Source organism: Vibrio sp. LQ2 (assembly GCF_023920125.1).
Taxonomy (GTDB): domain Bacteria; phylum Pseudomonadota; class Gammaproteobacteria; order Enterobacterales; family Vibrionaceae; genus Vibrio; species Vibrio fluvialis.
Genome location: NZ_CP085308.1, coordinates 4,456,180 through 4,478,199, shown reverse-complemented (window position 1 = coordinate 4,478,199; position 22,020 = coordinate 4,456,180). Strand labels below are relative to the sequence as shown.

Annotated in this window: 23 protein-coding genes and 7 tRNA genes; 6 read left to right on the top strand and 24 right to left on the bottom strand. The window is 50.3% G+C overall.

Features of this window, described 5'->3' with window-relative positions; genetic code table 11:
- Positions 1–50: 50 nt before the first annotated feature.
- The 7 genes from rpsG to fkpA form a co-directional block, all read right to left on the bottom strand.
- The gene (rpsG, locus tag LGV68_RS20910) at positions 51–521 is read right to left on the bottom strand and encodes a 30S ribosomal protein S7 (protein ID WP_014203959.1); all 471 of its coding nucleotides are present in this window, start codon (positions 519–521) and stop codon (positions 51–53) included.
- A 102-nt stretch (positions 522–623) separates the two neighbouring features.
- A complete protein-coding gene (gene rpsL / locus LGV68_RS20905; RefSeq protein WP_014203960.1) occupies positions 624–998 on the bottom strand; it encodes a 30S ribosomal protein S12 in 375 nt (124 codons plus the stop codon).
- Between the two features lie 183 nt (positions 999–1,181).
- Positions 1,182–1,457, bottom strand: coding sequence for a sulfurtransferase complex subunit TusB (tusB, locus tag LGV68_RS20900; protein WP_252535994.1), 276 nt, complete (start codon positions 1,455–1,457; stop codon positions 1,182–1,184).
- Positions 1,458–1,471: 14 nt separating this feature from the next.
- Positions 1,472–1,828: a sulfurtransferase complex subunit TusC gene (gene tusC / locus LGV68_RS20895; protein WP_075989016.1), complete on the bottom strand. Its 357-nt coding sequence runs from the start codon at positions 1,826–1,828 to the stop codon at positions 1,472–1,474.
- Entirely contained in the window at positions 1,825–2,217 is a 393-nt protein-coding gene (tusD, locus tag LGV68_RS20890; protein ID WP_020332639.1) for a sulfurtransferase complex subunit TusD, read from the bottom strand. Before tusD ends, tusC begins: the two co-directional genes overlap by 4 nt.
- The gene (locus LGV68_RS20885) at positions 2,214–2,936 is read right to left on the bottom strand and encodes a transcriptional regulator (RefSeq protein WP_020332638.1); all 723 of its coding nucleotides are present in this window, start codon (positions 2,934–2,936) and stop codon (positions 2,214–2,216) included. The genes tusD and LGV68_RS20885 overlap by 4 nt, the downstream gene beginning before the upstream one ends.
- A gap of 178 nt (positions 2,937–3,114) precedes the next feature.
- Positions 3,115–3,903, bottom strand: coding sequence for an FKBP-type peptidyl-prolyl cis-trans isomerase (gene fkpA, locus LGV68_RS20880; protein WP_252535993.1), 789 nt, complete (start codon positions 3,901–3,903; stop codon positions 3,115–3,117).
- A 139-nt stretch (positions 3,904–4,042) separates the two neighbouring features.
- On the opposite strand from fkpA, the gene LGV68_RS20875 reads away from it, so the two are divergent.
- Complete coding sequence (locus tag LGV68_RS20875; RefSeq protein ID WP_252535992.1) at positions 4,043–5,023, top strand: hypothetical protein; 981 nt, start codon at positions 4,043–4,045, stop codon at positions 5,021–5,023.
- A gap of 2 nt (positions 5,024–5,025) precedes the next feature.
- Entirely contained in the window at positions 5,026–5,253 is a 228-nt protein-coding gene (locus LGV68_RS20870) for a SlyX family protein (protein WP_020332635.1), read from the top strand.
- 16 nt (positions 5,254–5,269) lie between these two features.
- Here the strand turns inward: LGV68_RS20870 and LGV68_RS20865 are convergent, their stop codons facing one another.
- The 9 genes from LGV68_RS20865 to tsaE form a co-directional block, all read right to left on the bottom strand.
- Entirely contained in the window at positions 5,270–5,458 is a 189-nt protein-coding gene (locus tag LGV68_RS20865; protein ID WP_024374461.1) for a DUF2065 domain-containing protein, read from the bottom strand.
- Positions 5,459–5,529: 71 nt separating this feature from the next.
- Positions 5,530–6,513 carry a protease modulator HflC gene (gene hflC / locus LGV68_RS20860; RefSeq protein WP_020433624.1) on the bottom strand — a complete coding sequence of 328 codons (984 nt, stop codon included), beginning with the start codon at positions 6,511–6,513 and terminating at the stop codon, positions 5,530–5,532.
- A gap of 2 nt (positions 6,514–6,515) precedes the next feature.
- Positions 6,516–7,706: an FtsH protease activity modulator HflK gene (gene hflK / locus LGV68_RS20855; protein WP_020332631.1), complete on the bottom strand. Its 1,191-nt coding sequence runs from the start codon at positions 7,704–7,706 to the stop codon at positions 6,516–6,518.
- Between the two features lie 45 nt (positions 7,707–7,751).
- Positions 7,752–9,041, bottom strand: a complete 1,290-nt coding sequence (gene hflX, locus LGV68_RS20850) for a ribosome rescue GTPase HflX (protein ID WP_020433626.1) — start codon at positions 9,039–9,041, stop codon at positions 7,752–7,754.
- 41 nt (positions 9,042–9,082) lie between these two features.
- Complete coding sequence (hfq, locus tag LGV68_RS20845; RefSeq protein ID WP_020332629.1) at positions 9,083–9,346, bottom strand: RNA chaperone Hfq; 264 nt, start codon at positions 9,344–9,346, stop codon at positions 9,083–9,085.
- 195 nt (positions 9,347–9,541) lie between these two features.
- Positions 9,542–10,474, bottom strand: a complete 933-nt coding sequence (gene miaA, locus LGV68_RS20840) for a tRNA (adenosine(37)-N6)-dimethylallyltransferase MiaA (protein WP_020433627.1) — start codon at positions 10,472–10,474, stop codon at positions 9,542–9,544.
- Positions 10,471–12,411, bottom strand: a complete 1,941-nt coding sequence (gene mutL / locus LGV68_RS20835; protein ID WP_252535991.1) for a DNA mismatch repair endonuclease MutL — start codon at positions 12,409–12,411, stop codon at positions 10,471–10,473. The genes miaA and mutL overlap by 4 nt, the downstream gene beginning before the upstream one ends.
- A 12-nt stretch (positions 12,412–12,423) precedes the next feature.
- Positions 12,424–14,142, bottom strand: a complete 1,719-nt coding sequence (locus LGV68_RS20830; RefSeq protein WP_222750471.1) for an N-acetylmuramoyl-L-alanine amidase — start codon at positions 14,140–14,142, stop codon at positions 12,424–12,426.
- On the bottom strand, positions 14,136–14,600 hold the full coding sequence (gene tsaE, locus LGV68_RS20825) for a tRNA (adenosine(37)-N6)-threonylcarbamoyltransferase complex ATPase subunit type 1 TsaE (RefSeq protein WP_020332624.1): 465 nt from the start codon (positions 14,598–14,600) through the stop codon (positions 14,136–14,138). Before tsaE ends, LGV68_RS20830 begins: the two co-directional genes overlap by 7 nt.
- Positions 14,601–14,811: 211 nt before the next feature.
- Between tsaE and queG the strand changes: the two genes are divergently transcribed.
- Positions 14,812–15,924, top strand: coding sequence for a tRNA epoxyqueuosine(34) reductase QueG (queG, locus tag LGV68_RS20820; protein WP_020332623.1), 1,113 nt, complete (start codon positions 14,812–14,814; stop codon positions 15,922–15,924).
- A 578-nt stretch (positions 15,925–16,502) separates the two neighbouring features.
- On the opposite strand, the gene LGV68_RS20815 is transcribed toward queG, so the two are convergent.
- From LGV68_RS20815 to orn, 8 genes are all read right to left on the bottom strand, one after another.
- Positions 16,503–16,579 (bottom strand) — tRNA-Met (locus LGV68_RS20815).
- Positions 16,580–16,621: 42 nt separating this feature from the next.
- Positions 16,622–16,697, bottom strand: a tRNA-Gly gene (locus LGV68_RS20810).
- Between the two features lie 34 nt (positions 16,698–16,731).
- Positions 16,732–16,807 (bottom strand) — tRNA-Gly (locus LGV68_RS20805).
- 33 nt (positions 16,808–16,840) lie between these two features.
- Positions 16,841–16,916, bottom strand: a tRNA-Gly gene (locus LGV68_RS20800).
- A 34-nt stretch (positions 16,917–16,950) separates the two neighbouring features.
- Positions 16,951–17,026: transfer RNA gene (locus LGV68_RS20795), tRNA-Gly, on the bottom strand.
- A gap of 33 nt (positions 17,027–17,059) precedes the next feature.
- Positions 17,060–17,136 (bottom strand) — tRNA-Met (locus LGV68_RS20790).
- 55 nt (positions 17,137–17,191) lie between these two features.
- Positions 17,192–17,267: transfer RNA gene (locus LGV68_RS20785), tRNA-Gly, on the bottom strand.
- Between the two features lie 213 nt (positions 17,268–17,480).
- Complete coding sequence (orn, locus tag LGV68_RS20780; RefSeq protein ID WP_020332621.1) at positions 17,481–18,026, bottom strand: oligoribonuclease; 546 nt, start codon at positions 18,024–18,026, stop codon at positions 17,481–17,483.
- 160 nt (positions 18,027–18,186) lie between these two features.
- Here orn and rsgA point away from each other — a divergent pair, with 160 nt between their 5' ends.
- The 3 genes from rsgA to LGV68_RS20765 all read left to right on the top strand — a co-directional run bounded on the left by rsgA (position 18,187) and on the right by LGV68_RS20765 (position 21,819).
- Positions 18,187–19,248, top strand: coding sequence for a small ribosomal subunit biogenesis GTPase RsgA (gene rsgA / locus LGV68_RS20775; RefSeq protein WP_020332620.1), 1,062 nt, complete (start codon positions 18,187–18,189; stop codon positions 19,246–19,248).
- A 130-nt stretch (positions 19,249–19,378) separates the two neighbouring features.
- Complete coding sequence (asd, locus tag LGV68_RS20770; RefSeq protein ID WP_020332619.1) at positions 19,379–20,236, top strand: archaetidylserine decarboxylase; 858 nt, start codon at positions 19,379–19,381, stop codon at positions 20,234–20,236.
- Positions 20,237–20,403: 167 nt separating this feature from the next.
- Positions 20,404–21,819: an SLC13 family permease gene (locus LGV68_RS20765; RefSeq protein WP_222777368.1), complete on the top strand. Its 1,416-nt coding sequence runs from the start codon at positions 20,404–20,406 to the stop codon at positions 21,817–21,819.
- Positions 21,820–22,020: the final 201 nt, after the last annotated feature.

The window sequence follows — 22,020 nt, the reverse complement described above, 5'->3', positions numbered from 1 at the left end:
CCTTAGAAAATAGAAATGTGCTGCGAGAGAACCTCGCAGCACAGAAGGTATTACCAGCGGTAATGAGCAAACGCTTTGTTCGCTTCTGCCATACGGTGAACGTCTTCACGTTTCTTAACAGCAGTACCTTTGTTCTCTGACGCATCTAGCATTTCAGCAGCTAGGCGTTGAGCCATAGATTTTTCACCACGCTTACGCGCAGCTTCAACCAACCAACGCATAGCAAGTGCGTTACGGCGAACCGGACGTACTTCTACTGGCACTTGGTAAGTTGAACCACCAACACGGCGAGATTTAACCTCTACCGCTGGGCGAACGTTTTCAAGAGCTTCTTCAAATACAGCTAAGTGATCTTTACCAGATTTCTCAGCCATAGCATCTAGTGCAGTGTAAACGATTTTTTCTGCAGTAGATTTTTTACCGTCAACCATAAGGATGTTAACGAATTTTGCCAGCAGTTCAGATTTGAACTTTGGATCTGGAAGGATCTTACGCTGACCAATGACGCGACGACGTGGCATGGAATATTCTCCGTTGTCTTCTTCAGGTTTTATCCAAAACTTTTCAGTTTTTTCAAAAAATTAAAAAATAATTTAGTGTTTGGCCTTACTTAACGGAATCCATTAAGACTTAGGACGCTTCACACCGTACTTAGAACGAGCTTGTTTACGGTCGTTCACGCCTGCACAGTCAAGTGCACCACGAACAGTGTGGTAGCGAACACCTGGAAGGTCTTTAACACGACCACCGCGGATCAGAACAACTGAGTGCTCTTGAAGGTTGTGACCTTCACCGCCGATGTACGATGTTACTTCGAAGCCGTTTGTCAGACGTACACGACAAACTTTACGAAGTGCTGAGTTAGGTTTTTTAGGTGTAGTAGTGTAAACACGAGTACATACACCACGTTTTTGTGGGCACGCTTCTAGTGCTGGCACGTTGCTTTTAGCAACTTGCTTTGCACGAGGCTTACGTACCAACTGGTTAATAGTTGCCATTAACTAGCTCCTGAATTTACTTGAAAGTAAGCTTTGTGAAAAATCTAGCCCCAAATGCACTTTGCGCAAATAGGGACGCAAAATTCTATGCAGCAGTGAGAGGTGTGTCAAGAAATATACAGATCTTTTTTGCGGGGTAGAAAAAGCAGGATGGACAATGTGGTGTACAGCTCATGGCTACCACTACCAACTTATTGATTTGTCGTAATTAACCGTTAATTCGACCCAATCAGCCACATTCATAATCTGAATGTTCTGCGCGCAACGATTCAACCAACCTCTGGCCTCGAGATCCTCTTTGAGCACATAAACCGGATTGTGGTTGTTGAAATAGCCAAAAAATGGCGATTGTTCGCTCGTTGCGTACACCGCATTTTCGACCAGCACGATAGCGTCATTCGGCTGAAGATACCGACTGGCGATCGCGAGTTGCAGAGGATGTTTAATAATGTGTAACACAAACGTTCCTGTGATTAGAAGGTAACAATCTGATCGAAAGCCTGCCATTGCGAGCCGATGGCTTGTGGATCCAGACTTTCAACGTCCACCAGCAGATCCTCGCAAGTCAATCCCCACTCAGCCAGGCTGGCGGCACACACGAAGCGCTGTTCAATGTCATACAGATCCAGTAACTTAAACGCGCTGATGTAATCGCGGCTGAGCACCGACTGTGGTTGCTGATCTTTGACCAGTTGCAACACGCCTTCGCCGACGAAATACACCGCCAGATCTTCGCTGTACGCCGACGCGGCTAACAGCGCATCTAAACCTTCACGGCCAGCACTGATGGCGTGCGGCGCGGAATGAAATACAAACGCGACTTTTTTCAAAACTGTACCACTCTGTCCTGGCTTAATAGCGCTTCTGCCAGACTACCCAACCCGGTTTGCTCAAACGGGGCCGCCAAGTTCGCGCCTGGCAATTGGTGCTGCTCAGCTTCACTCTGACTCACCACACCACGGCGTAGCGCTGCTGCCACACAGGTTTCCAAACGCACCTGATGCTGCTCAGCCAGTTGTTGCCACGCTTTAACCAAATCAAACTCATCGTTGGCTGGCGCAGTGAGCGCCGAGCCATTTTGTACGCCGTCCTGATAGAAAAAGACGCTCTTGAGAGTATGGCCTTTTTCTATCACTGCCTTGGCAAATAAATAAGCGTTGCGCGCCGACTGCGTACCGTAGACCGACCCATTCACCAATAAGGTGTAGGTGAGGCTCACTTTTCGTCATCCTCAGTTTTGCGCTGACGGATGTAAAGATACACCGTGTGCTTCGAGATATTGAGGCGATCCGCCACGCGGTTAATCGCATCTTTAATATCAAAGATACCCTTATCAAACAATGCCATGACGATCTGACGGTTTTTAGTGTTGTTCGACACCGATTTGTCCGCATTGATCTCTTCAATCGTCCGCTCAACCGTTTGGTCAACCAACTCTTCCACATCGCTGGCGAAGTTGACTGATGACGCGGCTTCCTGCGCTTCCTGAGTTGGCATGAACGATTGCAAGACCTGAGAGAAAGGCGCATCAAGGTTGACGTTGATACACAACAAGCCGATCACACGATTCTCACCATTGCGAATGGCAATCGTGATCGACTTCATCAGCACACCGCCTTTGGCGCGCGTAAAGTAAGAACGTGAGAAGTTTCGCTCCGATCCTTCAATATCACGCAGCATCTTCAACGCCAGATCCGTGATCGGCGACCCCACCTGACGGCCCGTGTTTTCGCCGTTAGCAATTTTGATCGCCGAGGTGTTCAGATCTTCCAGCGAGTGCAGAACGATTTCACAAAAAGGGCCAATCAAGCTGGCGATCCCATCCACCACGGCTTCGTATGAGCGCAGAATTACTTTGTCATGCTCTGTAAATGGTTTCACATGCACGGATTCCATCTCAAGCAACATATCGGCATTAATAGTATCTGTCGTTGTCACTGTACTTTGACCTTAGAACGAAAAATCAACAAATTGGTGTAAGTTTATCAGAAAATTTTAGCCGAAGACTCTGCTATATTGCCAACAAGTGATTTAGAACAACTTCTGTTGCAGTTCTCGACCGGGATCAAAAAGGGCCTGAACAAGTCAGGCCCTATTTCGTTCCAAACCGTGACGATTATTGCGCAGCTTTGTCGCCGTTGTCGATTTTCAGCAGCTCAACTTCGAACACAAGTGTCGAGTTAGCAGGAATGGTCGGGGTATCTTGTTCGCCGTAAGCCAGCTCTGGCGGAATGACGAACTTGTATTTTGAACCGACTTGCATCAGTTGAACACCTTCTGTCCAGCCAGGGATCACGCGGTTCAGCGGGAATGTCGCTGGCTCACCACGATCGTAAGAGCTGTCAAACTGAGTACCGTCGGTCAATGTGCCTTTGTAATGCACTTGCACGGTGTCAGTATCTTTTGGTGAATCACCTTGTGCTGGCGTCAGAACTTGGTACAGCAGGCCGGTTGAAGTTTTCTTCACGCCTTCCCGCTTTTCGAACTCAGCGCGGAATTCATCGCCAGCTTTCTTGTTCGCTGCCGCTTTTTCAGCCGCTTGAGCTTTCATTTTTTCTGCTACACGTTTGTCCAAAGCTTCCAGAGCCGCACGGGTCTCTTCTTCGGTCATTTCCGCTTTCCCAGCAAATACATGCTGGATACCCTGAAGAACCATATCTTTGTTCAGATTGATGCCAATTTCACTTGGTTTTTCAATGCTGCTGCTCAGGTAGTTCGCAAACGAAACACCAATTGCGTACGCTGCTTTGTCATCTTCAGACTGGAAAGTTACGGTTTTCGCTGCCGTAGCTTGCTCAGCTGCGGCTGGTGCTGCCGTTTCTGGTTTCGCAGCTTCTTCTTTCTGACAGCCGACTGCCAACACAACGGTAGCGGCCAGTAGCGACACTTTAAAAAGTGATTTCATTGAATTCTCCAATTTGTAGGCAAACCTTTTGTCGTTGTGCACAAATCTTGGTTTCAAGCTGGTGCACAGCACAGAGTTGTACCAATATAGCCTTATGTTTTCAGATTGTCTTTACACACTTGGCGGATAATTAGAACTGATGCGAATAATTTCTCATTCCATCCTGCTGTTTGTTGTCATTTCCTTGTTAAATGGCTGTTTTTTCTCTGACCAGAATGTCGAACGCTGGGATTTAGAGCCTGAAGGGTCCACCAGTTTCGGACTCAGCCGGGATGGTCGATTTGCCCTGATTTACTCCAAGGAGCATCAATTGGTGCTGTGGGATCTCAGTGAGCACAAAAAACTCGCGGACCTCGGCGCGCAGGATCCTCAAGCGAGCACAGTTTCTCAGATCCGCCTCTCCGATAACGGCCGTTATGCCGTGACCGCCAGCCAAATCAACTTCGCGGTCTGGGATCTCGCCTGGACGCAGGCCAAAGGCCTTTGGTCTATTTCAGACGGTTTAATTCGTGACGTCGACATCACCAGCGACGGCGAACAAGTGCTGCTTGGTCTCTCCAACGGCAAAGCCATTTACGTCGATTTAGTCACCGGACGACGCCTTGAGTTCCTTGCCCACCAGGAAAAAGTCAATTCCGTCGCGATTTCCCCCAATGGTCGCTATGCCCTGACGGGAGGGAACGACTACGCCGCTTATTTGTGGGATACCAAAACAGGCCAGATTCTGCATAAATTTGAACACGAACAACGGGTCAACCGCGTGGCTTTGCAGCGTGACGGCAAGCTGGCGTTTACCTCTGATGGCGGTAATCAAGCCATTGTGTGGGATTTAGAGACAGGGAAAAAACGCAGCGCGCTCAGCAGTTTCTCACGCCAGCTGATATTTTCCGCAGCCCGCTTTTCCGACGATGGCTCGCGCCTGGTCACTGGCACTCCGTCCAGCCGTGTCGATATCTGGAACACCGAAACCGGTAGGAAGCTCGACAGCTTTGAAGCGGAACCGCGAAAAGATGCCCGCCCGCCGCGTGCGGTAGTGTATGATGCGGCTTTCGATTCACAGCAGCGTGTCATTTCCGGCACGTCTGCCGGTATAGCTCAAGCCTGGAAACTCGACGATTAATCATGAAAGACGATATGTTGACTTCGCTGCGACAGCGCATAGATGACCTGGAATGCAAAGTGGCGTTTCAGGAGCAGACCATTGACGACCTCAATGAAGCGTTAAGTCATCAGCAGCTGTTGATTACAAAAATGCAGGATCAGATGAAATTTGTGGTGGGTAAGGTGAAGAATATGGATACATCCAATCTGGCCGACCCTTCACAGGAAACCCCGCCCCCACATTACTGAGCGCGAGAACGGGTGTTTAGCGGATAAAGCAATAAGCGATGACGGCACCCGCCACCACCAGACAACCGCCAATCCGGCGCAATTGGTTGTCTGGTTGCTCACTCAACTGAGCCACCATTTGTCGCCAGCCATTCGGTGCAATCAAAGGACCGAGTCCTTCGGCAATCAACACCAAACCAATTGCGACCCAAATTGAATTAGACATGGGCTCTCCCATCGGTTGATAGACAAACAATAAAGGCTCCTTACGGAGCCTTTATGTTATCTGCTCAGCGATTATTTCGCTGTCGCAGCACCTTTCGAGTTATTCATGTACTGGAAGAAGTCACTCTTCGGATCCAGTACCAGAATGTCACTCTTCTGGCTGAATGATTTTTCATACGCACGTAGTGAACGTAAGAAGCTGAAGAATTCCGGATCTTTGTTGTAGGCATCCGCATAAATCTTCGCCGCTTTCGCGTCCGCGTCACCGCGTGTTACACGAGCTGTTTTATCCGCTTCGGCCAGAATGGTCGCCACTTCAAGCTCAGCTTGTGCTTTGATAACTTCGGCTTTTTCACGGCCTTGAGAACGGTGTTTACGTGCTACCGACTCGCGCTCTGCGCGCATACGACGGTAGATAGATTCACTGATCTCATCCGGCAGGTTGATTTTCTTCATACGGAAGTCAACCACACGCACACCCAAGTCTTTCATGGCGCTCTTACGGGTATCTTCCAGTACGTTTTCCATGATCTGGTCACGTTGACCATCAATTTCTAACGCCTGTTTTGCCGCTTCAGTCGTCACAACATCGGCATCCGGGCTCGCTGGCAACACATCGCTGTTACGAGGACCAGATACGATCTGCTTGATTTCACGCGCACCAATTTCCGAACGCAGCACGTCTGTCACTTTACGTTCCAGCAGAGCTTCGGCTGTCAGCGTGTTACCGCCACCAGTCGCCAGATAGTACTGACCGAAATCTTCAATACGCCATTTCACGTATGAGTCGATGATGACGTCTTTTTTCTCAGAGGTCACGAAACGGTCTGAACGGCCGTCCATAGTCTGAATACGTGCATCCAGCGTTTTCACACGATCGAACAGAGGCATTTTGAAATGCAAACCCGGTTCGTAAATTCTCGATACATCATTGTTGTCTTTCAGCACTCGACCGAAACGAATGACGATACCACGCTCTCCTTCCGGGATAACGAACATCGACATCAGCAGCAACGCCAGAACAACAACGACAACAGGGATCATTAACTTACGCATTCTTAGTATCTCCCTTGACGTGTACTGGTTGAGCGAGATTGGGTATCGGTTTCCGTATCAGTGCGCTGAGATTCCAACTCAATCTGATCGTAAGCAGACGATGACTTCGTTTGGCGCTTAGTCGCTTCACCTTCCTGACCTGCTAATTTGTCGATTGGCAGGTACAGCAGGTTACCGCTGGATTTCGAGTCAATCAGCACTTTAGAGGTATTCGAGTACACTTCCTGCATCGCATCCAGATACAGACGATCACGCGTAACTTTTGGTGATGCCTGATATTCTGGCAACAGTTTCTCAAACTGCGCTACCTGACCGAGAGCTTCATTCACGGTACGTTCGGTGTAACCCTGAGCTTCTTTCTTCAGACGCTCAGCACGACCGGTCGCTTTTGGCAGAATTTCGTTTTTGTACGCTTCGGCTTCACGAATGAAACGCTCTTCATCTTCTCGCGCAGCAATCGCATCATCAAACGCGTCTTTCACCTGTTCTGGTGGACGCGCTGACTGGAAGTTCACATCAACGATGATCAGCCCCATGTCGTAACCGTCGATGATCTGGTTCAGGGTTTCCTGAGTGCTTTGACGAATTTGCTGACGACCACTCGTCAGAATGCTATCCATCAGAGAGTCACCGATCACGGCACGCAATGCAGAGTCGGTCGCCTGGCGTAGGCTGTCATCTGCGTTGGTTACTTTGAACAGGTACTTGTACGGATCCGCTACACGGTACTGAACGTCCATCGATACCGTGACCACGTTTTCGTCTTTAGTCAACATCAGACCAGACGCACGCAGCGAACGAATCGCTTGCACGTTAACCGGTGTCACTTCATCGATAAAACGTGGGCGCCAGTTCAGGCCCGGATCGACGATACGATCGTATTTACCGAGGCGCAGCACGACACCACGCTCAGCTTCACCAATTGTGTAGAAGCCAGCAAAGAACCAGATAGCGACAGCAATCGCAGCAATGACACCAAAGCCGATTGCACCACCACCGGAGAAAGATGGTCCTTTACCGCCGCCTTTCTTACCAAACTTGCCACCCAGCTTCTGACTCAGCTTATTAAACACTTCGTCTAAATCTGGCGGACCTTGTTCACGGCCACCTTTACCGCCGCGATTATTATTACCCCATGGGTCATTATCGCGGCCGTTGTTGCCGTTGTTATTTCCGGGCTCATTCCACGCCATTAGAAAGCTCCATCATTTGATATGACGTTATACTCTAGCAGTCCTTTAAGTAACTATAAAGTCACGTAAAACTGCCTCTTCTCTTTTTTCTAGTCTAGACCAATCCACTTGCTGCATACGAACTGTGATCAGTAAATTGCCTTCCGGATCATACTCTTCTTGTTGTATGCACTTCATTTGGAAGAAAGTACTACGGATTCTGCCCTGATGTTGAGGCGGAATTCGCAAGCGGTATTGGACAATCTGACTGACCAAACGCTCAGTCAGCGCTGCAAACAGCAAATCAATGCCCAGACCATCCATGGCCGAGATCCACACCGCTCTCGGTACGCCCTCGTCATCTCTCTCTATACGAGGTTTCTGGTCTTCCAGATTATCGATTTTATTCATCACCAGCAGGGTTGGGACTTCATGCGCCTCAATTTCCTGCAGAACTTCATCAACAGCTTGGATATTCTCACGAAATCGTTCGTCACTGGCATCCACAACATGTAACAAAATGTCAGCTTCCTGAGTTTCTTGTAACGTTGCTTTGAATGCAGCCACCAGATCGTGCGGCAGATGACGAATAAATCCTACGGTGTCTGCCAGTACTGCCGGGCCGACATCGTCTAAATCAATTTTACGCAAGGTCGGATCCAACGTCGCAAACAATTGGTCTGCGGCGTAGACGCCTGCTGATGTAATACGGTTAAACAGGGTCGATTTACCTGCGTTGGTATAACCGACTAAGGAAACCGTAGGTATTTCCGCCCGGTTTCGTGCACGTCGACCTTGTTCACGCTGTTTAGCGACTCGCTCTAAACGGCGCAAAATTGCTTTGATACGTTCACGCAATAAACGACGGTCCGTCTCCAACTGGGTTTCACCCGGACCACGTAAGCCGATACCACCCTTTTGACGTTCCAAGTGCGTCCAACCACGAATCAGACGAGTAGAAATATGGCGCAACTGGGCCAGTTCCACTTGTAATTTACCTTCGTGAGTACGCGCGCGCTGAGCAAAGATATCCAGGATCAAACCGGTACGGTCAATCACTCGACACTGGCAGAGGTGTTCAAGGTTACGTTCTTGGGCAGGAGAGAGGGCATGGTTGAAAATCACCACATCAGCGCCAGTCAACTGGACTGCCTGAGCAATTTCTTGGGCTTTGCCCTCACCGACATAATATTTAGGGTGAGGAGTCTGTCGGCTACCGGTAATCACCTGTAGTGTCGACACTCCTGCGGAAGAGACCAGCATTTCACATTCTCTGAGATCTTCCCATTCACCCTCTTGCGTGAAGTTGATATGAACAAGTACGGCTCGCTCACCGGCTTCATAACGGTCAAACAAGCTACCAACTCCTTAATAAATAATAATTTGTGTACAGAGAATTAATCTTCTGATTTCTCTGCGCCGCGATCATTCGAAGGACGTTCGCCGCTGTGGTGGCTAACTGGACGCGCCGGTACCACGGTTGAGATAGCGTGCTTGTAAACCATTTGGTTCACAGTGTTCTTCAATAGGATCACAAACTGATCAAACGATTCAATTTGGCCTTGCAGCTTAATGCCGTTCACAAGGTAGATCGAAACCGGAATACGCTCGCGACGTAGTGCATTTAAGAATGGGTCTTGTAGAGATTGCCCCTTAGCCATTTTATTTTCCTTATTTGTATTTTGTTGTAGTTATTTAGCTAGCGGTGCACGAAAATCTGTGCGGCCTTTGCATCTGAGCTAAACGAATAAAAACTCCCCGTTGTTACTGATCATTGGGGCTTGCGCACCAAAAACAAGTAACGGATCCTTTACAGGGCACATCACGCAAAAGCGATCACATTATACACAGCTAACTCAATCAGATGCTATGGCATTTGAGAGAGTTTCCAATGCTTGTTCAACGTTTTCGCTATCTAACCAAGTTAAATCATCCCAGCTGCGTAACCAGGTGATCTGTCGCTTGGCCAATTGACGAGTTGCACAGATTCCGCGAAAAATCGCTTCATCAAGCGTACAGTTCCCGTCTAAGTAGTCCCACATTTGTCGATATCCCACACAACGGATCGACGGTAAATCAGGGTGAAGATCTTTTCGAGCATAGAGTGCTTTTACTTCATCTTCAAACCCTGCTTCGACCATCTTTTCGAATCGGAGTTCAATTCGACGGTGGAGCTCAGCCCTTTCCTTGGGAGCTATAGCGAACTGCTTGACGCGAAATGGCAATGCTTCGCCTTTCGTTTGGGTCAGTTCAGTAAGAGTTTTACCTGAAATCCGATAAACTTCCAATGCCCGAGATAATCTTTGTGGATCATTTGGATGAATTCGCTCGGCAGAAATGGGATCAATCTGACGTAATTGTTCGTGCAACGCCGCCCAGCCCAGTTGCTGAGCCTCTTGTTCGATCTGCTGACGAATCTCAGGATCGGCCGCTGGCAATGGCGATAAGCCTTCCAGCAAAGCCTTGTAGTAGAGCATGGTTCCGCCCACCAGCAACGGAATTTTGCCTTGTTCAACAATCGCCTGCATCTCTCTCAGCGCATCGCGGCGAAAATCAGCCGCCGAATAGGCTTCACTCGGATCGAGAATGTCGATCAAGCGATGTGGCGCCAACGCCAGTTCATCTTGGTCTGGTTTGGCAGTACCGATATCCATGCCTTTGTAGATCAACGCAGAATCCACGCTGATGATCTCAACCGGAAATTTTTGACGCAGGCGAATGGCCAGATCGGTTTTACCGGAAGCGGTCGGCCCCATCAGAAACAGGGCTAAAGGTAATTGTGTGCTCATGAGTTTAGTGCTGCAATGGTCGCGGAAAAATCCACAGGTCGGACAAAACGCTCGTCGTGCAGTGGGAGGTTGCCCTGCCACATCTGCTCAATCTCTGCAATCAACTGGATCGCTTCTGACAAAGTGTAGTCAGCTTTCGTGCTCACCACACGATCGCTCAGCCAATCAGCGAGCGAATTCAGATCCAGCGGCTTGTCGGCCTGCTCAAAATTCAAAGACGCGTAAGATAACAGATCTGGGATCAGAATTTGTAGATTTTGCTGTCTGAGTGGCTGCGGCACGCCCATCACCATCAAGGATCCCGGATTGCGCGGTTTAAGTTCCAAGCCTAATTGTGTCAGCAGCGGCTGATAATGATCCAAAGCCTGGGCTTCCTGCGCCGACATCTTCAACGACAGCGGCACCAAGAGTGGCTGACTCTTCAATGCGCCTTGCTGTGCATTTAACTGGCCGCGCACTTTCAGCCACGCAGCCTGACTGAGTGACAACAGCACGCAGCCTTGCGGAGCATTCATCAGCAGATAACGCCCACGTACCACCGCCACCGCTTTCCCCAGTTGCTGCACCGTAAAAATGTCCGCTGGTGCCTGCTTCGCCACTACGGTGGCCGGTTCCTGCTTGGGCGTCGCGGGCAATTCCGGTGTTTGCATCAGCGCCTGATAGGCGCGTACTTCAGCCCGAGAAGGCGAAGGTGCACTGACTCGTTCTTGTACTGGTTTACCTTTTGCTTTCGGTGATTCAACCCAGTCACTGTGTCTAGGGGCTTCGCGCACCTGATCACGAGTCGATTCACGCGCTGGCTGTTCATAGTCGCTGCGACCAGGATAAGCAGGCGTGCTCTCGACAGCCTGTATCAACCGCTCTGGCACCGCTGACGCCAGTTCAGGCTCGTCGTGATAGTGGAAAGCCGATTCGTTGTGCGCTGGCGCATCAATGTGCTGACTTTCAGCCAGCGCGCTGCTCAGCGCCTGATAAATGAAATCGTGCACCAGACGCGCCTGATGGAAACGCACTTCGTGTTTGGCAGGATGCACGTTGACATCGACCTGATGCGGATCCAGCTCGATAAACAGCACGTAAGTGGCAAACTGATCTGGGCGCAGGCTGGTTTCATAGCTCTGACGAATCGCGTGGTTGATCAGTTTGTCACGTATCATGCGACCATTGACGTAGCAGTATTGCAGATCGCTCTGCTGGCGAGCGCCTTCCGGCGTAGTGATCCAGCCATGCAGCGTCAGCCCTTGATGTTCCAGCTCGATTTTCAGCATATGGCGCACAAACGGCGCACCACACACTGCCGCAATGCGTTTCTCCATCTGAATATCGGTTTTTGCCGCTCGGTACTGACGCACTAATTTGCCGTTATGACGCAGGTTGAACGTGACGTCAAAGCGGCTGAGTGCGATCCGCTTCAGCAGTTCATCAATATGGGTGAATTCGGTTTTTTCAGTGCGCAGAAACTTGCGCCGTGCTGGCGTATTGAAGAACAGATCGAGCACTTCCACTGTGGTACCAATCGGGTGTGCCGCAGGTTGCAACTGCACTTGCATGTCCCGACCTTCACTGTACGCCGACCAAGCTTCTTCCTGAGTTGCCGGGCGTGAAGTGAGCGTCAAACGCGACACCGAACTGATACTCGCCAGCGCTTCGCCGCGAAACCCGAGGCTGATGATGGCTTCCAGATCATCCAGTGTATGGATTTTCGACGTAGCATGACGACTCAGCGCCAACCCGAGTTCCTCTTTATCAATACCGCAACCGTTATCACGAATACGGATCAATTTGGCACCGCCCTTTTCAATATCAATATCGATACGGGTTGCGCCGGAATCGAGGCTGTTTTCCACCAGCTCTTTCACCACCGAAGCGGGTCTTTCGACCACCTCTCCGGCAGCAATCTGGTTCGCCAGTCGCGCTGGCAGAATGCGAATCGTCATACTCGCCCTGTGTTATTTGTTCGGAATAATCAGTACCTGACCAACCGCCAGCTGATCAGAACGCAGTTTGTTAGCATCGCGGATGCTCTGCACACTGACGTTATACTCACTGGCGATTTTGCCCAGAAACTCACCGCGTGCCACTTTGTGTTTACGCAACGGCTTGTCTTTGAGACTAACGGTAATTTTCAGTTTCTGACCCAGCTTGAGTGTGTCGGACTTAAGGTTATTTTCCCGCTTAATTGTCTCGACGGAGACTTTGTAAGTACTGGCAATCTTGCCAAGGTAATCCCCCGATTTGACCACGTGAGTGATGGTTTCGGTTTCGACCGGATTACTCACCACAGGCACGGGCACCGGACCTCGACTGCCACCAGGAATCGTCAGCACCTGACCAACCGCCAGACTGTTACTTTTCAGTTTGTTAGTCTGAACAATTTCATCCACACTAGTGCCATATTTGCTGGCAATCACCGACAGCGATTCGCCACGCTGCACTTTGTGTTTCTGCGTCTTACCGCGGTTAGCAAACAGGGTACCTTCCGGTGGGTTGTCTTCAAAATATTGCACCAAGGCTTTGGTCAGAGCATGCGCCAATTTGTCCTGATGACTGCGCTGGAACAGCAGCTTCTCTTCACTTGGGTTGGAAATAAAGCCCGTTTCGACCAGCACCGATGGAATGTCCGGCGATTTCAGCACCGCCAGACTGGCATTGACCGGCTCACGTTTATGCAGATACGCGACTTTACCCATTTCACGGAGAATATTGGTCGCAACTTTATAGCCTTCTTTTTGTGAATGGCTGAACTGCAAATCCAATAACGTTTGGCTCACATTGCGGTCGGCATTGTTTTTCGCCAGCACTTCCCCGGCACCGCCGAGCAGTTCCGATTGCTGCTCATGGTTTTCGACCCAGCGGGCAATTTCGGTGTTGGCACGACGAGTATTCAGTACGAAGACCGAACCACCACGCGGCTGCGGCGTATGGAAAGCATCGGCGTGAATCGACACCAGCAGATGCGCTTTATTCTTCCGCGCAATCTCAGAGCGTTTATTCAGGTTAACGAAGTAGTCACCGCGGCGGGTCAACACCGCTTTCATACCCGGAACTGCATCAATCTGGTCTGCCAACTTTTTGGCCACACTCAGCGTGACATCTTTTTCGTACTTGCGGGTTGGCCCGATAGAGCCCGGGTCTTCACCACCGTGACCCGCATCAATCGCAACAACAATATCGGCAGTACCATACAACTGAGAGGCATCGCGACTGACTTTAGTTTCGCTGCTCGGTTTGGCCGCTGGCTGGCTGCTGCTTTCGCCATGGGGCAGATCGATCACCAGACGATGGCCGTACTGGCCACCCGGCGTCGGTGCCAGTTTGAATAGCTGAGGTGCGGATTTCTTTTTGAGTTCCAGCACCAGACGATAGGTCGATTTTTCTGGTGGCGAACTGGCGCGGATTTTGGTCAGGATCGCGCTGTCGCTGACATTGACCGGTAATTTGGTGCCGAGTGAGGTCTGTTTGAGATCGACCACCAGTCGGTCGGGTCCGCTGAGGGTGAAATAACTGAAATCAACTTCGGACTTCACGTCGATCACGACGCGCGTTTCGTCCGGAGAGGGCCAGACTCGAACCCCCTCCAACACATTAGCCTGCGCAGCACTGGCAAGGAAAGCGGTCGCCAGGGCAAGCCAGACGACCAAAGAACGACAAACTTTAACGATCAACATAACTCCAACTGACTCAGTAATGTACGCCCATAGTCGTTGTTGGCGGTCAGTACCGCCTGACGCTGGCTGCCATCGTAACGCATTTCGAGATCAATATCCGACGTCGGTAGCATGCCATAGCCCTTTTCCGGCCATTCCACTAAACAAATCGCGTCGTCGGTAAAATAGTCACGGATCCCCATAAACTCTAACTCTTCAGGATCCGCCAAGCGGTAAAGATCGAAGTGGTACACCTGCCACTGTGCCAGTTGATAAGGTTCTACCAAGGTATAGGTCGGGCTTTTCACATTGCCTGCATGACCCAGTGCTCGAATAAAACCGCGGCTGAACGTCGTTTTACCTGCACCAAGATCGCCGTGTAAGTACAAGGTGGTTTGTTGAGTACACAGTTTTGCCAGCGCTGTGCCTAGGTCTACCGTCGCTTGTTCATCTTTAAGGGTGAAGGTCTTAGTGCTCATTGAAAATATCTCTAACGTGTCGGACATCGACTATATAAAAACCAAAAGAAACCGAATAGTAAACTGGGTTGGATTTGAGAGACAAGCTCTCTTCTGTAAGCAAACCGAAAAATATTCGCCAATTGGGTAGGAAAAAAGCGAGATCGTGCCGCTGGATCCACCGCCAGAGATCCGCTAAGATCCCCGCCCCCTTTTACCGAGCTGAACCGTTATGGACTATCACGCACTTGCAGATCAAATCAAAAGCTGGGCTATTGAGCTCGGGTTTGAGAAAGTCGGGATCTGCGATGTGGATCTGAGCCAACATGAAGCCAAGTTGCAGCAGTGGCTTGATGCCGGTTATCACGGTGAAATGGATTGGATGGCGCGTCACGGCATGATGCGCGCGCGCCCTGCAGAGCTATTACCCGGTACAGTACGAGTGATCAGCGCCCGGATGAACTATCTGCCGCCGCAAGCCCAGTTTGCCAGCAACCTGAATAATCCGGCACATGCCTACATCAGTCGCTACGCTTTGGGTCGCGACTACCACAAACTGGTGCGTAATCAGCTCAAAAAGCTGGGTGAGAAAATCGAAGCCGCAGTTGGTGAGCTCGGTTATCGGCCGTTTGTCGACTCCGCGCCAATTCTGGAGCGCCCGCTGGCACAGAAAGCCGGACTGGGCTGGACTGGCAAACACTCACTGATTCTGGATAAAGACGCCGGCTCCTGGTTCTTTCTTGGTGAGTTGCTGGTTGATATTCCGCTGCCCGTCGATACGCCGTCTGTAGACCAATGTGGTAAATGCCGCGCCTGCGTGACGTCCTGCCCGACAGGTGCCATCGTCGCCGATGGCGTGGTCGATGCGCGGCGCTGTATTTCTTATCTCACGATAGAATACGATGGCGTGATTCCTCTGGAGTTTCGCAAAGCGATGGGCAACCGCATTTATGGTTGTGACGATTGCCAACTGGTGTGCCCATGGAATCGATACGCCGACCTCACGCAGCAATCTGACTTCCACCGCCGCCCGGCTTTCAACGAGCCCGATCTGGTCACTTTGTTTGAATGGGACGAAGCCACGTTTCTGCGCAATATGGAAGGTTCTGCCATCCGCCGCATTGGCCACCAGCAATGGCAACGCAATCTGATTATTGCCATGGGGAACGCACCTTATTCCTCCCGCATCATCGATGCCTTAACGCGTAAGCAAGGCCAGTCTGAGCTGCTGGACGAACATATCCAATGGGCGCTTGAGGAACAAGAGCGTCAGTTACCGTTCAGCAACACGAAACACCAGCGACTGGTACGTATCGTTGAGAAAGGACTGCCAAGAGATGCGTAGATGAGAACCGTTTGCACAAACAGTACGCACAGACTTTGATATGCTTCTCAAATATTCCAAATGTGGAAAAAATTTTTAATGAGACATTGTTTTCTAAATCTCAGAAAAGTTAGTCACATCAGCAGGAAATGATTAGGATCAATGAAAATACAGTTAATGATCGTTTTTTGTTGGAATGCTTGTTGCAGAGAAATGAATTAAGCTCATAAAAAACAATGAGTTAAGTGACATCCTCTAATATTTCAGAATCTGAATTGCCGAAAAAGATCCTGCCGCAAGTCACCATTCCAGCTACTGAAAAACACTTTATGCACCAAGTTATCCACAGAAAAAAAATGTGGATAAGTCTGTTAATGAACAGTACAAAGTGAGTCTGTATCCGGTTAAACAGGCTACCCGGCTGGGTATCACGTTCAGAAAGACAAAAAAATCACACTACTTTTCAGCAGCGCGTTTCTTTTAGGGGGGCTTATGCTTCACAGCATTATAGAAAGAGCATTGGCGATTTGCCAAACTTTTGCCGTTTTAAGAGTAAAAAAATCTGCGTCTAGCGCAGTGATCTCTTGAAACGAAGAAATTGGTTGCGGGGGCCGGATTTGAACCGACGACCTTCGGGTTATGAGCCCGACGAGCTACCAAGCTGCTCCACCCCGCGTCCGTATTGTGTCATCGTTAAGCACGATGAGGGCTTTTAAACTGGAGCGACACACGAGGTTCGAACTCGTGACCTCAACCTTGGCAAGGTTGCGCTCTACCAACTGAGCTAGTGTCGCATGTCATCGTTGAGCACGATAAAAGCTATCAATCTGGAGCGACACACGAGGTTCGAACTCGTGACCTCAACCTTGGCAAGGTTGCGCTCTACCAACTGAGCTAGTGTCGCATGTCACCGTTGAGCACGATGAAGGCTATCAACTGGAGCGACACACGAGGTTCGAACTCGTGACCTCAACCTTGGCAAGGTTGCGCTCTACCAACTGAGCTAGTGTCGCATGTCACCGTTAAGCACGATAAAAGCTGTCAATCTGGAGCGACACACGAGGTTCGAACTCGTGACCTCAACCTTGGCAAGGTTGCGCTCTACCAACTGAGCTAGTGTCGCAAAGATTAAATGCCGTGGCACTCAATCTGAATTTGGTTGCGGGGGCCGGATTTGAACCGACGACCTTCGGGTTATGAGCCCGACGAGCTACCAAGCTGCTCCACCCCGCGTCCGTATTGTGTCACCGTTAAGCACGATGAAGGCTATCCACTCTAACAAAGAAAGTGGAGCGACACACGAGGTTCGAACTCGTGACCTCAACCTTGGCAAGGTTGCGCTCTACCAACTGAGCTAGTGTCGCATCAACAACGTTTTCCGTCGTTTAGGGCTGCGAATTATAAGAGCATTTCTGTGTGATGCAAGAACTTCTCGCGAAAAAAATCTAATTTTTTTTCAGTTGATGAAAAAGCACTCAAATCAGGCGATTCAACAACCAGAATGTGCTGAACTAACCATCAACACTCTCTTTCACAGCCCTTTGGAACAAGCTGATATTCGGCATGGGCGCCGGAAATTAGATGTTGAAAATGGTGCCGCGGTAAAATTTCAGCTCCGCAATCGACTCTCGAATGTCATCCAAAGCCAGATGGCTGCCCTGTTTAGAGAATCCATCCAATACTTCTGGCTTCCAGCGACGAGTCAGTTCTTTAATCGTGCTGACGTCGATATAGCGGTAATGGAAGTATTCTTCCAGGCGCGGCATGTGTTTGTACAGGAAACGGCGATCCTGGCCAATGCTGTTACCACAAATCGGCGATTTACCGGCAGGTACCCACTGCTCAAGAAACGCGATGGTCTGCGCCACTGCATCGTCTTCATTTACTGAGCTTTGACGCACGCGCTCAACCAAACCACTGTTGGTGTGAGTATTGGTACACCAATCGTCCATTTTCTGCAGCTCAGATTCCGGCTGATGCACCGCCAGTACCGGACCTTCCGCCAGAATATTAAGCTGGCTGTCAGTCACAATGGACGCAATTTCAATGATTTTATGGGTTTCAGGATCTAAGCCTGTCATCTCTAAATCGATCCAGATTAGGTTTTGATCGCTAAAAGACATAGAGGAGTACCTATATAGGTTTGCCGATAAAGCAGGTACTATATACCCAAGTCTGTACAATTCAAATTATCAGCTCACGCTGGTAAGTAGGATTTCAACCGGACGGGTGCGACGTATTACGCGTCCTACATCCCGTCCTGCAACGCGAAAGTAGAACAGAGTGGCAAAGAAAAAGAAGCTGACAAAAGGCCAGGTAAGGCGTGTACGAAGCAACCAGCATAAGAAACTGAAACAGGAAGAAACCGTTCAGTGGGATGAATCGATGCTGGAAAACGCAAAAACTGGCTTGGTGATCACCCGTTTTGGTCAACATGCGGATATTGAAGATCCTGAAACTCAGGCCATTCATCGCTGCAACCTGCGCCGCGGCATTGAGAGTCTGGTCTCTGGCGACCGTGTGATCTGGCGTCCGGGTATCGAAACGATGGCGGGCATTTCCGGCGTGGTGGAAGCGGTCGAACCGCGCAGTTCGGTGTTAACCCGTCCGGATTATTACGATGGTTTAAAACCAGTGGCCGCCAACGTCGACCAGATGGTGATCGTCTCTTCCGTGTTGCCAGAGCTGTCGCTGAATATCATCGATCGCTATCTGATCGCTGCTGAAACCCTGTCGATTGCACCGCTACTGGTGCTCAACAAAGTCGATTTGCTGGATGAAGAAAAGCGCGCACTGTACCAACAATGGCTCACTGAGTACGAGAAGATCGGTTATCAGGTACTTTACGTGAGCAAAAACAGTGGGGAAGGTATCGAAGCACTGGAAGCCAAGCTGCGCGATCGTACCAACATTTTTGTTGGCCAGTCCGGAGTGGGGAAATCCAGCCTGGTGAATGCCCTGATGCCCGAACTGGAAGAGATGGTCGAAGAGGGTGAGATTTCAGAAAACTCGGGCCTTGGCCAGCACACGACTACCGCAGCACGTTTGTACCATATTCCGTCCGGTGGTGACCTGATCGACTCACCGGGAGTGCGTGAGTTCGGTTTGTGGCACTTAGAAGCGGAAGACGTTACCAAAGCCTTTGTCGAATTTCGCCCTTACTTAGGTGGCTGTAAATTCCGCGACTGCAAACACGGTGATGATCCGGGCTGCTTGTTGCGTGAAGCGGTGGACAAAGGCGAAATCAGCGCCACTCGCTTTGAGAACTACCACCGTATCATCGAAAGCATGGCCGAGAATAAAGCCAACCGACAGTATTCACGCAACAAAAAAGCGGACCTGTAATCACATCCCGCTCTTGGCTTTGAGATAAAACGAGAGCGGTCTTTCTTCTCGCGGGGATAAATGCTGACATCACTAACGAATTTCAGTAACATTCCGCGCCCAAAGATTAAACACATTGGAATGACTTACAATGGACAAGATTAAAGTTGGACTGCAATACTGGATTCCACAACACGGCCTGACCCGTTTGATGGGTAAACTGGCTTCAGCCAAAGCCGGCGGTCTGACCACAGCCATCATTCGCTGGTTTATCAAGCAATACAACGTCAACATGGACGAAGCATTGCATTCAGATCCTAAGCATTTTAAAACTTTTAACGAATTTTTCGTGCGTGAACTCAAGCCAGGAATGCGCCCGGTCGCAGAGGGTGCTGATGTGATTACGCACCCGGCCGATGCCTGCGTGAGCCAGTTTGGTCCCATCAATGATGGCAAACTGATTCAGGCCAAAGGCCACGATTTCTCAGCCCAAGAACTGCTGGGCGGCGATGCCAAACTGGCAGAAGAATTCCGCGACGGTGAATTCGCCACACTGTATCTCTCGCCTCGCGATTACCACCGCGTCCATATGCCATGCGATGGTACCCTGCGTCAGATGATTTATGTACCGGGCGATCTGTTCTCTGTGAACCCACTGACGGCAGAAAACGTGCCAAATCTGTTTGCCCGTAATGAACGTGTCGTATGTATTTTCGATACCGAATTCGGCCCAATGGCTCAGGTACTGGTTGGCGCAACTATCGTTGGCAGCATCGAACTGATCTGGGCAGGTACAGTCACGCCACCGCGCGGCAATACCGTTTACCGCTGGGATTATCCGGCGACGGGCAACACATCTGTGGTGCTGAAGAAAGGCGAAGAAATGGGTCGCTTCAAGCTTGGCTCAACGGTGATTAACCTGTTCGCGAAAGACGCGATTCGTTTTGATGACAGCATGCAGCTTAATGCTCCGACTCTGCTCGGTACCCCATACGCGCACAAAGCTTAATCGCTTTAACATCCCGGCTCTGGCCGGGATGTTTGTTTTTGACGTTCTGCACACTTCCTGGTGCGAACGGCGCATAAAATGCAAAACTTTGTCTCCCCTCTAAGACCTTTTTGTTTCAAAGCTTTACCCTGTCTGCAGTCATATTCTCATTCATCAAGGAAGACGCTATGCAGACTCTGGATAAGGGCCTCCTCCTGCGGCTCGCGCTCAGTTTCGGGCTCCCTCTACTGGTGCTGATGCTGCCCATCGATGCCATTCCGATCAACGACCTCACGCTGGTGCAACATCGTCTGTTGGCGATATTTCTGCTGGCCGCACTGTTGTGGGTATTGGAACCAGTGCCCGTCTTTGCCACCTCGATTCTGATCATTGCCCTTGAACTGGTGATGATTTCCGACAAAGGGCTGCATCCGTTTCGCGCCCCTGTCGAGGGCCATGACCTCGGCCATCTGTTGCCTTACACGGAAATTTTCAGCGCCTTTTCATCACCGATCATCATTCTGTTTATGGGCGGCTTTGCACTGGCCATCGCCGCCTCGAAGTATGAACTCGATAACAACCTCGCCCGCGTGCTACTCAAGCCGTTTGGTAATCAACCGAAATACATCATGCTCGGCCTGATGTTAATCACTTCCGTGTTTTCGATGTTCATGTCCAACACCGCAACCACCGTGATGATGCTGGCACTGTTGGGGCCGATTGTCGCATCGGCACCGAAAGGTGACCTCGGCATTAAGGCGCTGGTGCTGTGTATCCCGATTGCAGCCAATACTGGCGGTATCGCCACCCCCATCGGCACACCGCCCAACGCGATCGCACTGCAATATTTGACCGGTGAGAACAGCATCAGCTTTTTGTCGTGGATGATGATGGGTTTACCGTTTGTGCTAATCCAACTGACGATTGCCTGGTTCCTGCTGCAAAAACTGTTTCCTTCTTCACAACCGACCATGACGCTCAAACTCGATGGCACCTTCCAGCGTAACTGGCGGGCAGTTGTGGTTTACGTTACCTTCGCCGCCACAATTTTGCTGTGGATGACCACCTCACTGCACGGCATGAACACTTACGTGGTATCGATTATTCCGCTGGCGGTATTTACGCTGACGGGCATCATGGGCAAAGAAGAACTCAAGCAGATCAACTGGGATGTTCTGTGGCTGGTTGCCGGGGGGATTGCGATCGGTATTGGTCTGGAACAGACCGGACTGGCGACAGCACTGGCGCACGCCATCGATTATGAATCCCTGTCACCGATGTCGGTGGTGATCACTCTGTCGCTGGTGTGCTGGGTCATGGCCAACTTTATGTCCAACACCGCAACCGCCAACCTGCTGATGCCCATCGCAGCAGCGATTGGTGCGACCATGAACAGCCTGAGCGATGTCGGCGGCCTGCAAGGCCTGTTAGTGGTCGTGGCCTTTTCCGCCTCACTGGGGATGATTCTGCCGGTATCGACACCGCCTAACTCACTCGCCTACTCAACCGGCCTCATTCAGAGCAAAGACATGGCCAAAACCGGCTTAATCATCGGTGTTATTGGCCTGACGATTGTCTACATCGCCGCCGCCATTCTCGGCTGAAACGCCAGCCCGTGACTTGTATTTTATTGGACACAAGTCACGGGCTCGAAATTTTCGTCCATAATTCCCTTATTAACCGGGTTGCTGAGCAATTAATAATCGATCGCGATCAAATTAATCCGCACGATAATTTCTTACGCTTTTGCTGAACAATCACTAAAATTAACCGCATTTCAGTAATTTAAATTAACTATTCACGCT

Excerpts from the sequence above, each read along its gene's own strand:
- rpsG (WP_014203959.1), bottom strand. The coding sequence starts at position 521 with ATGCCACGTCGTCGCGTCATTGGTCAGCGTAAGATCCTTCCAGATCCA.
- rpsL (WP_014203960.1), bottom strand. The coding sequence starts at position 998 with ATGGCAACTATTAACCAGTTGGTACGTAAGCCTCGTGCAAAGCAAGTT.
- fkpA (WP_252535993.1), bottom strand. The coding sequence starts at position 3,903 with ATGAAATCACTTTTTAAAGTGTCGCTACTGGCCGCTACCGTTGTGTTG.
- LGV68_RS20875 (WP_252535992.1), top strand. The coding sequence starts at position 4,043 with ATGCGAATAATTTCTCATTCCATCCTGCTGTTTGTTGTCATTTCCTTG.
- LGV68_RS20870 (WP_020332635.1), top strand. The coding sequence starts at position 5,026 with ATGAAAGACGATATGTTGACTTCGCTGCGACAGCGCATAGATGACCTG.
- LGV68_RS20865 (WP_024374461.1), bottom strand. The coding sequence starts at position 5,458 with ATGTCTAATTCAATTTGGGTCGCAATTGGTTTGGTGTTGATTGCCGAA.
- hflC (WP_020433624.1), bottom strand. The coding sequence starts at position 6,513 with ATGCGTAAGTTAATGATCCCTGTTGTCGTTGTTGTTCTGGCGTTGCTG.
- hflK (WP_020332631.1), bottom strand. The coding sequence starts at position 7,706 with ATGGCGTGGAATGAGCCCGGAAATAACAACGGCAACAACGGCCGCGAT.
- hfq (WP_020332629.1), bottom strand. The coding sequence starts at position 9,346 with ATGGCTAAGGGGCAATCTCTACAAGACCCATTCTTAAATGCACTACGT.
- miaA (WP_020433627.1), bottom strand. The coding sequence starts at position 10,474 with ATGAGCACACAATTACCTTTAGCCCTGTTTCTGATGGGGCCGACCGCT.
- mutL (WP_252535991.1), bottom strand. The coding sequence starts at position 12,411 with ATGACGATTCGCATTCTGCCAGCGCGACTGGCGAACCAGATTGCTGCC.
- LGV68_RS20830 (WP_222750471.1), bottom strand. The coding sequence starts at position 14,142 with ATGTTGATCGTTAAAGTTTGTCGTTCTTTGGTCGTCTGGCTTGCCCTG.
- tsaE (WP_020332624.1), bottom strand. The coding sequence starts at position 14,600 with ATGAGCACTAAGACCTTCACCCTTAAAGATGAACAAGCGACGGTAGAC.
- queG (WP_020332623.1), top strand. The coding sequence starts at position 14,812 with ATGGACTATCACGCACTTGCAGATCAAATCAAAAGCTGGGCTATTGAG.
- orn (WP_020332621.1), bottom strand. The coding sequence starts at position 18,026 with ATGTCTTTTAGCGATCAAAACCTAATCTGGATCGATTTAGAGATGACA.
- asd (WP_020332619.1), top strand. The coding sequence starts at position 19,379 with ATGGACAAGATTAAAGTTGGACTGCAATACTGGATTCCACAACACGGC.
- LGV68_RS20765 (WP_222777368.1), top strand. The coding sequence starts at position 20,404 with ATGCAGACTCTGGATAAGGGCCTCCTCCTGCGGCTCGCGCTCAGTTTC.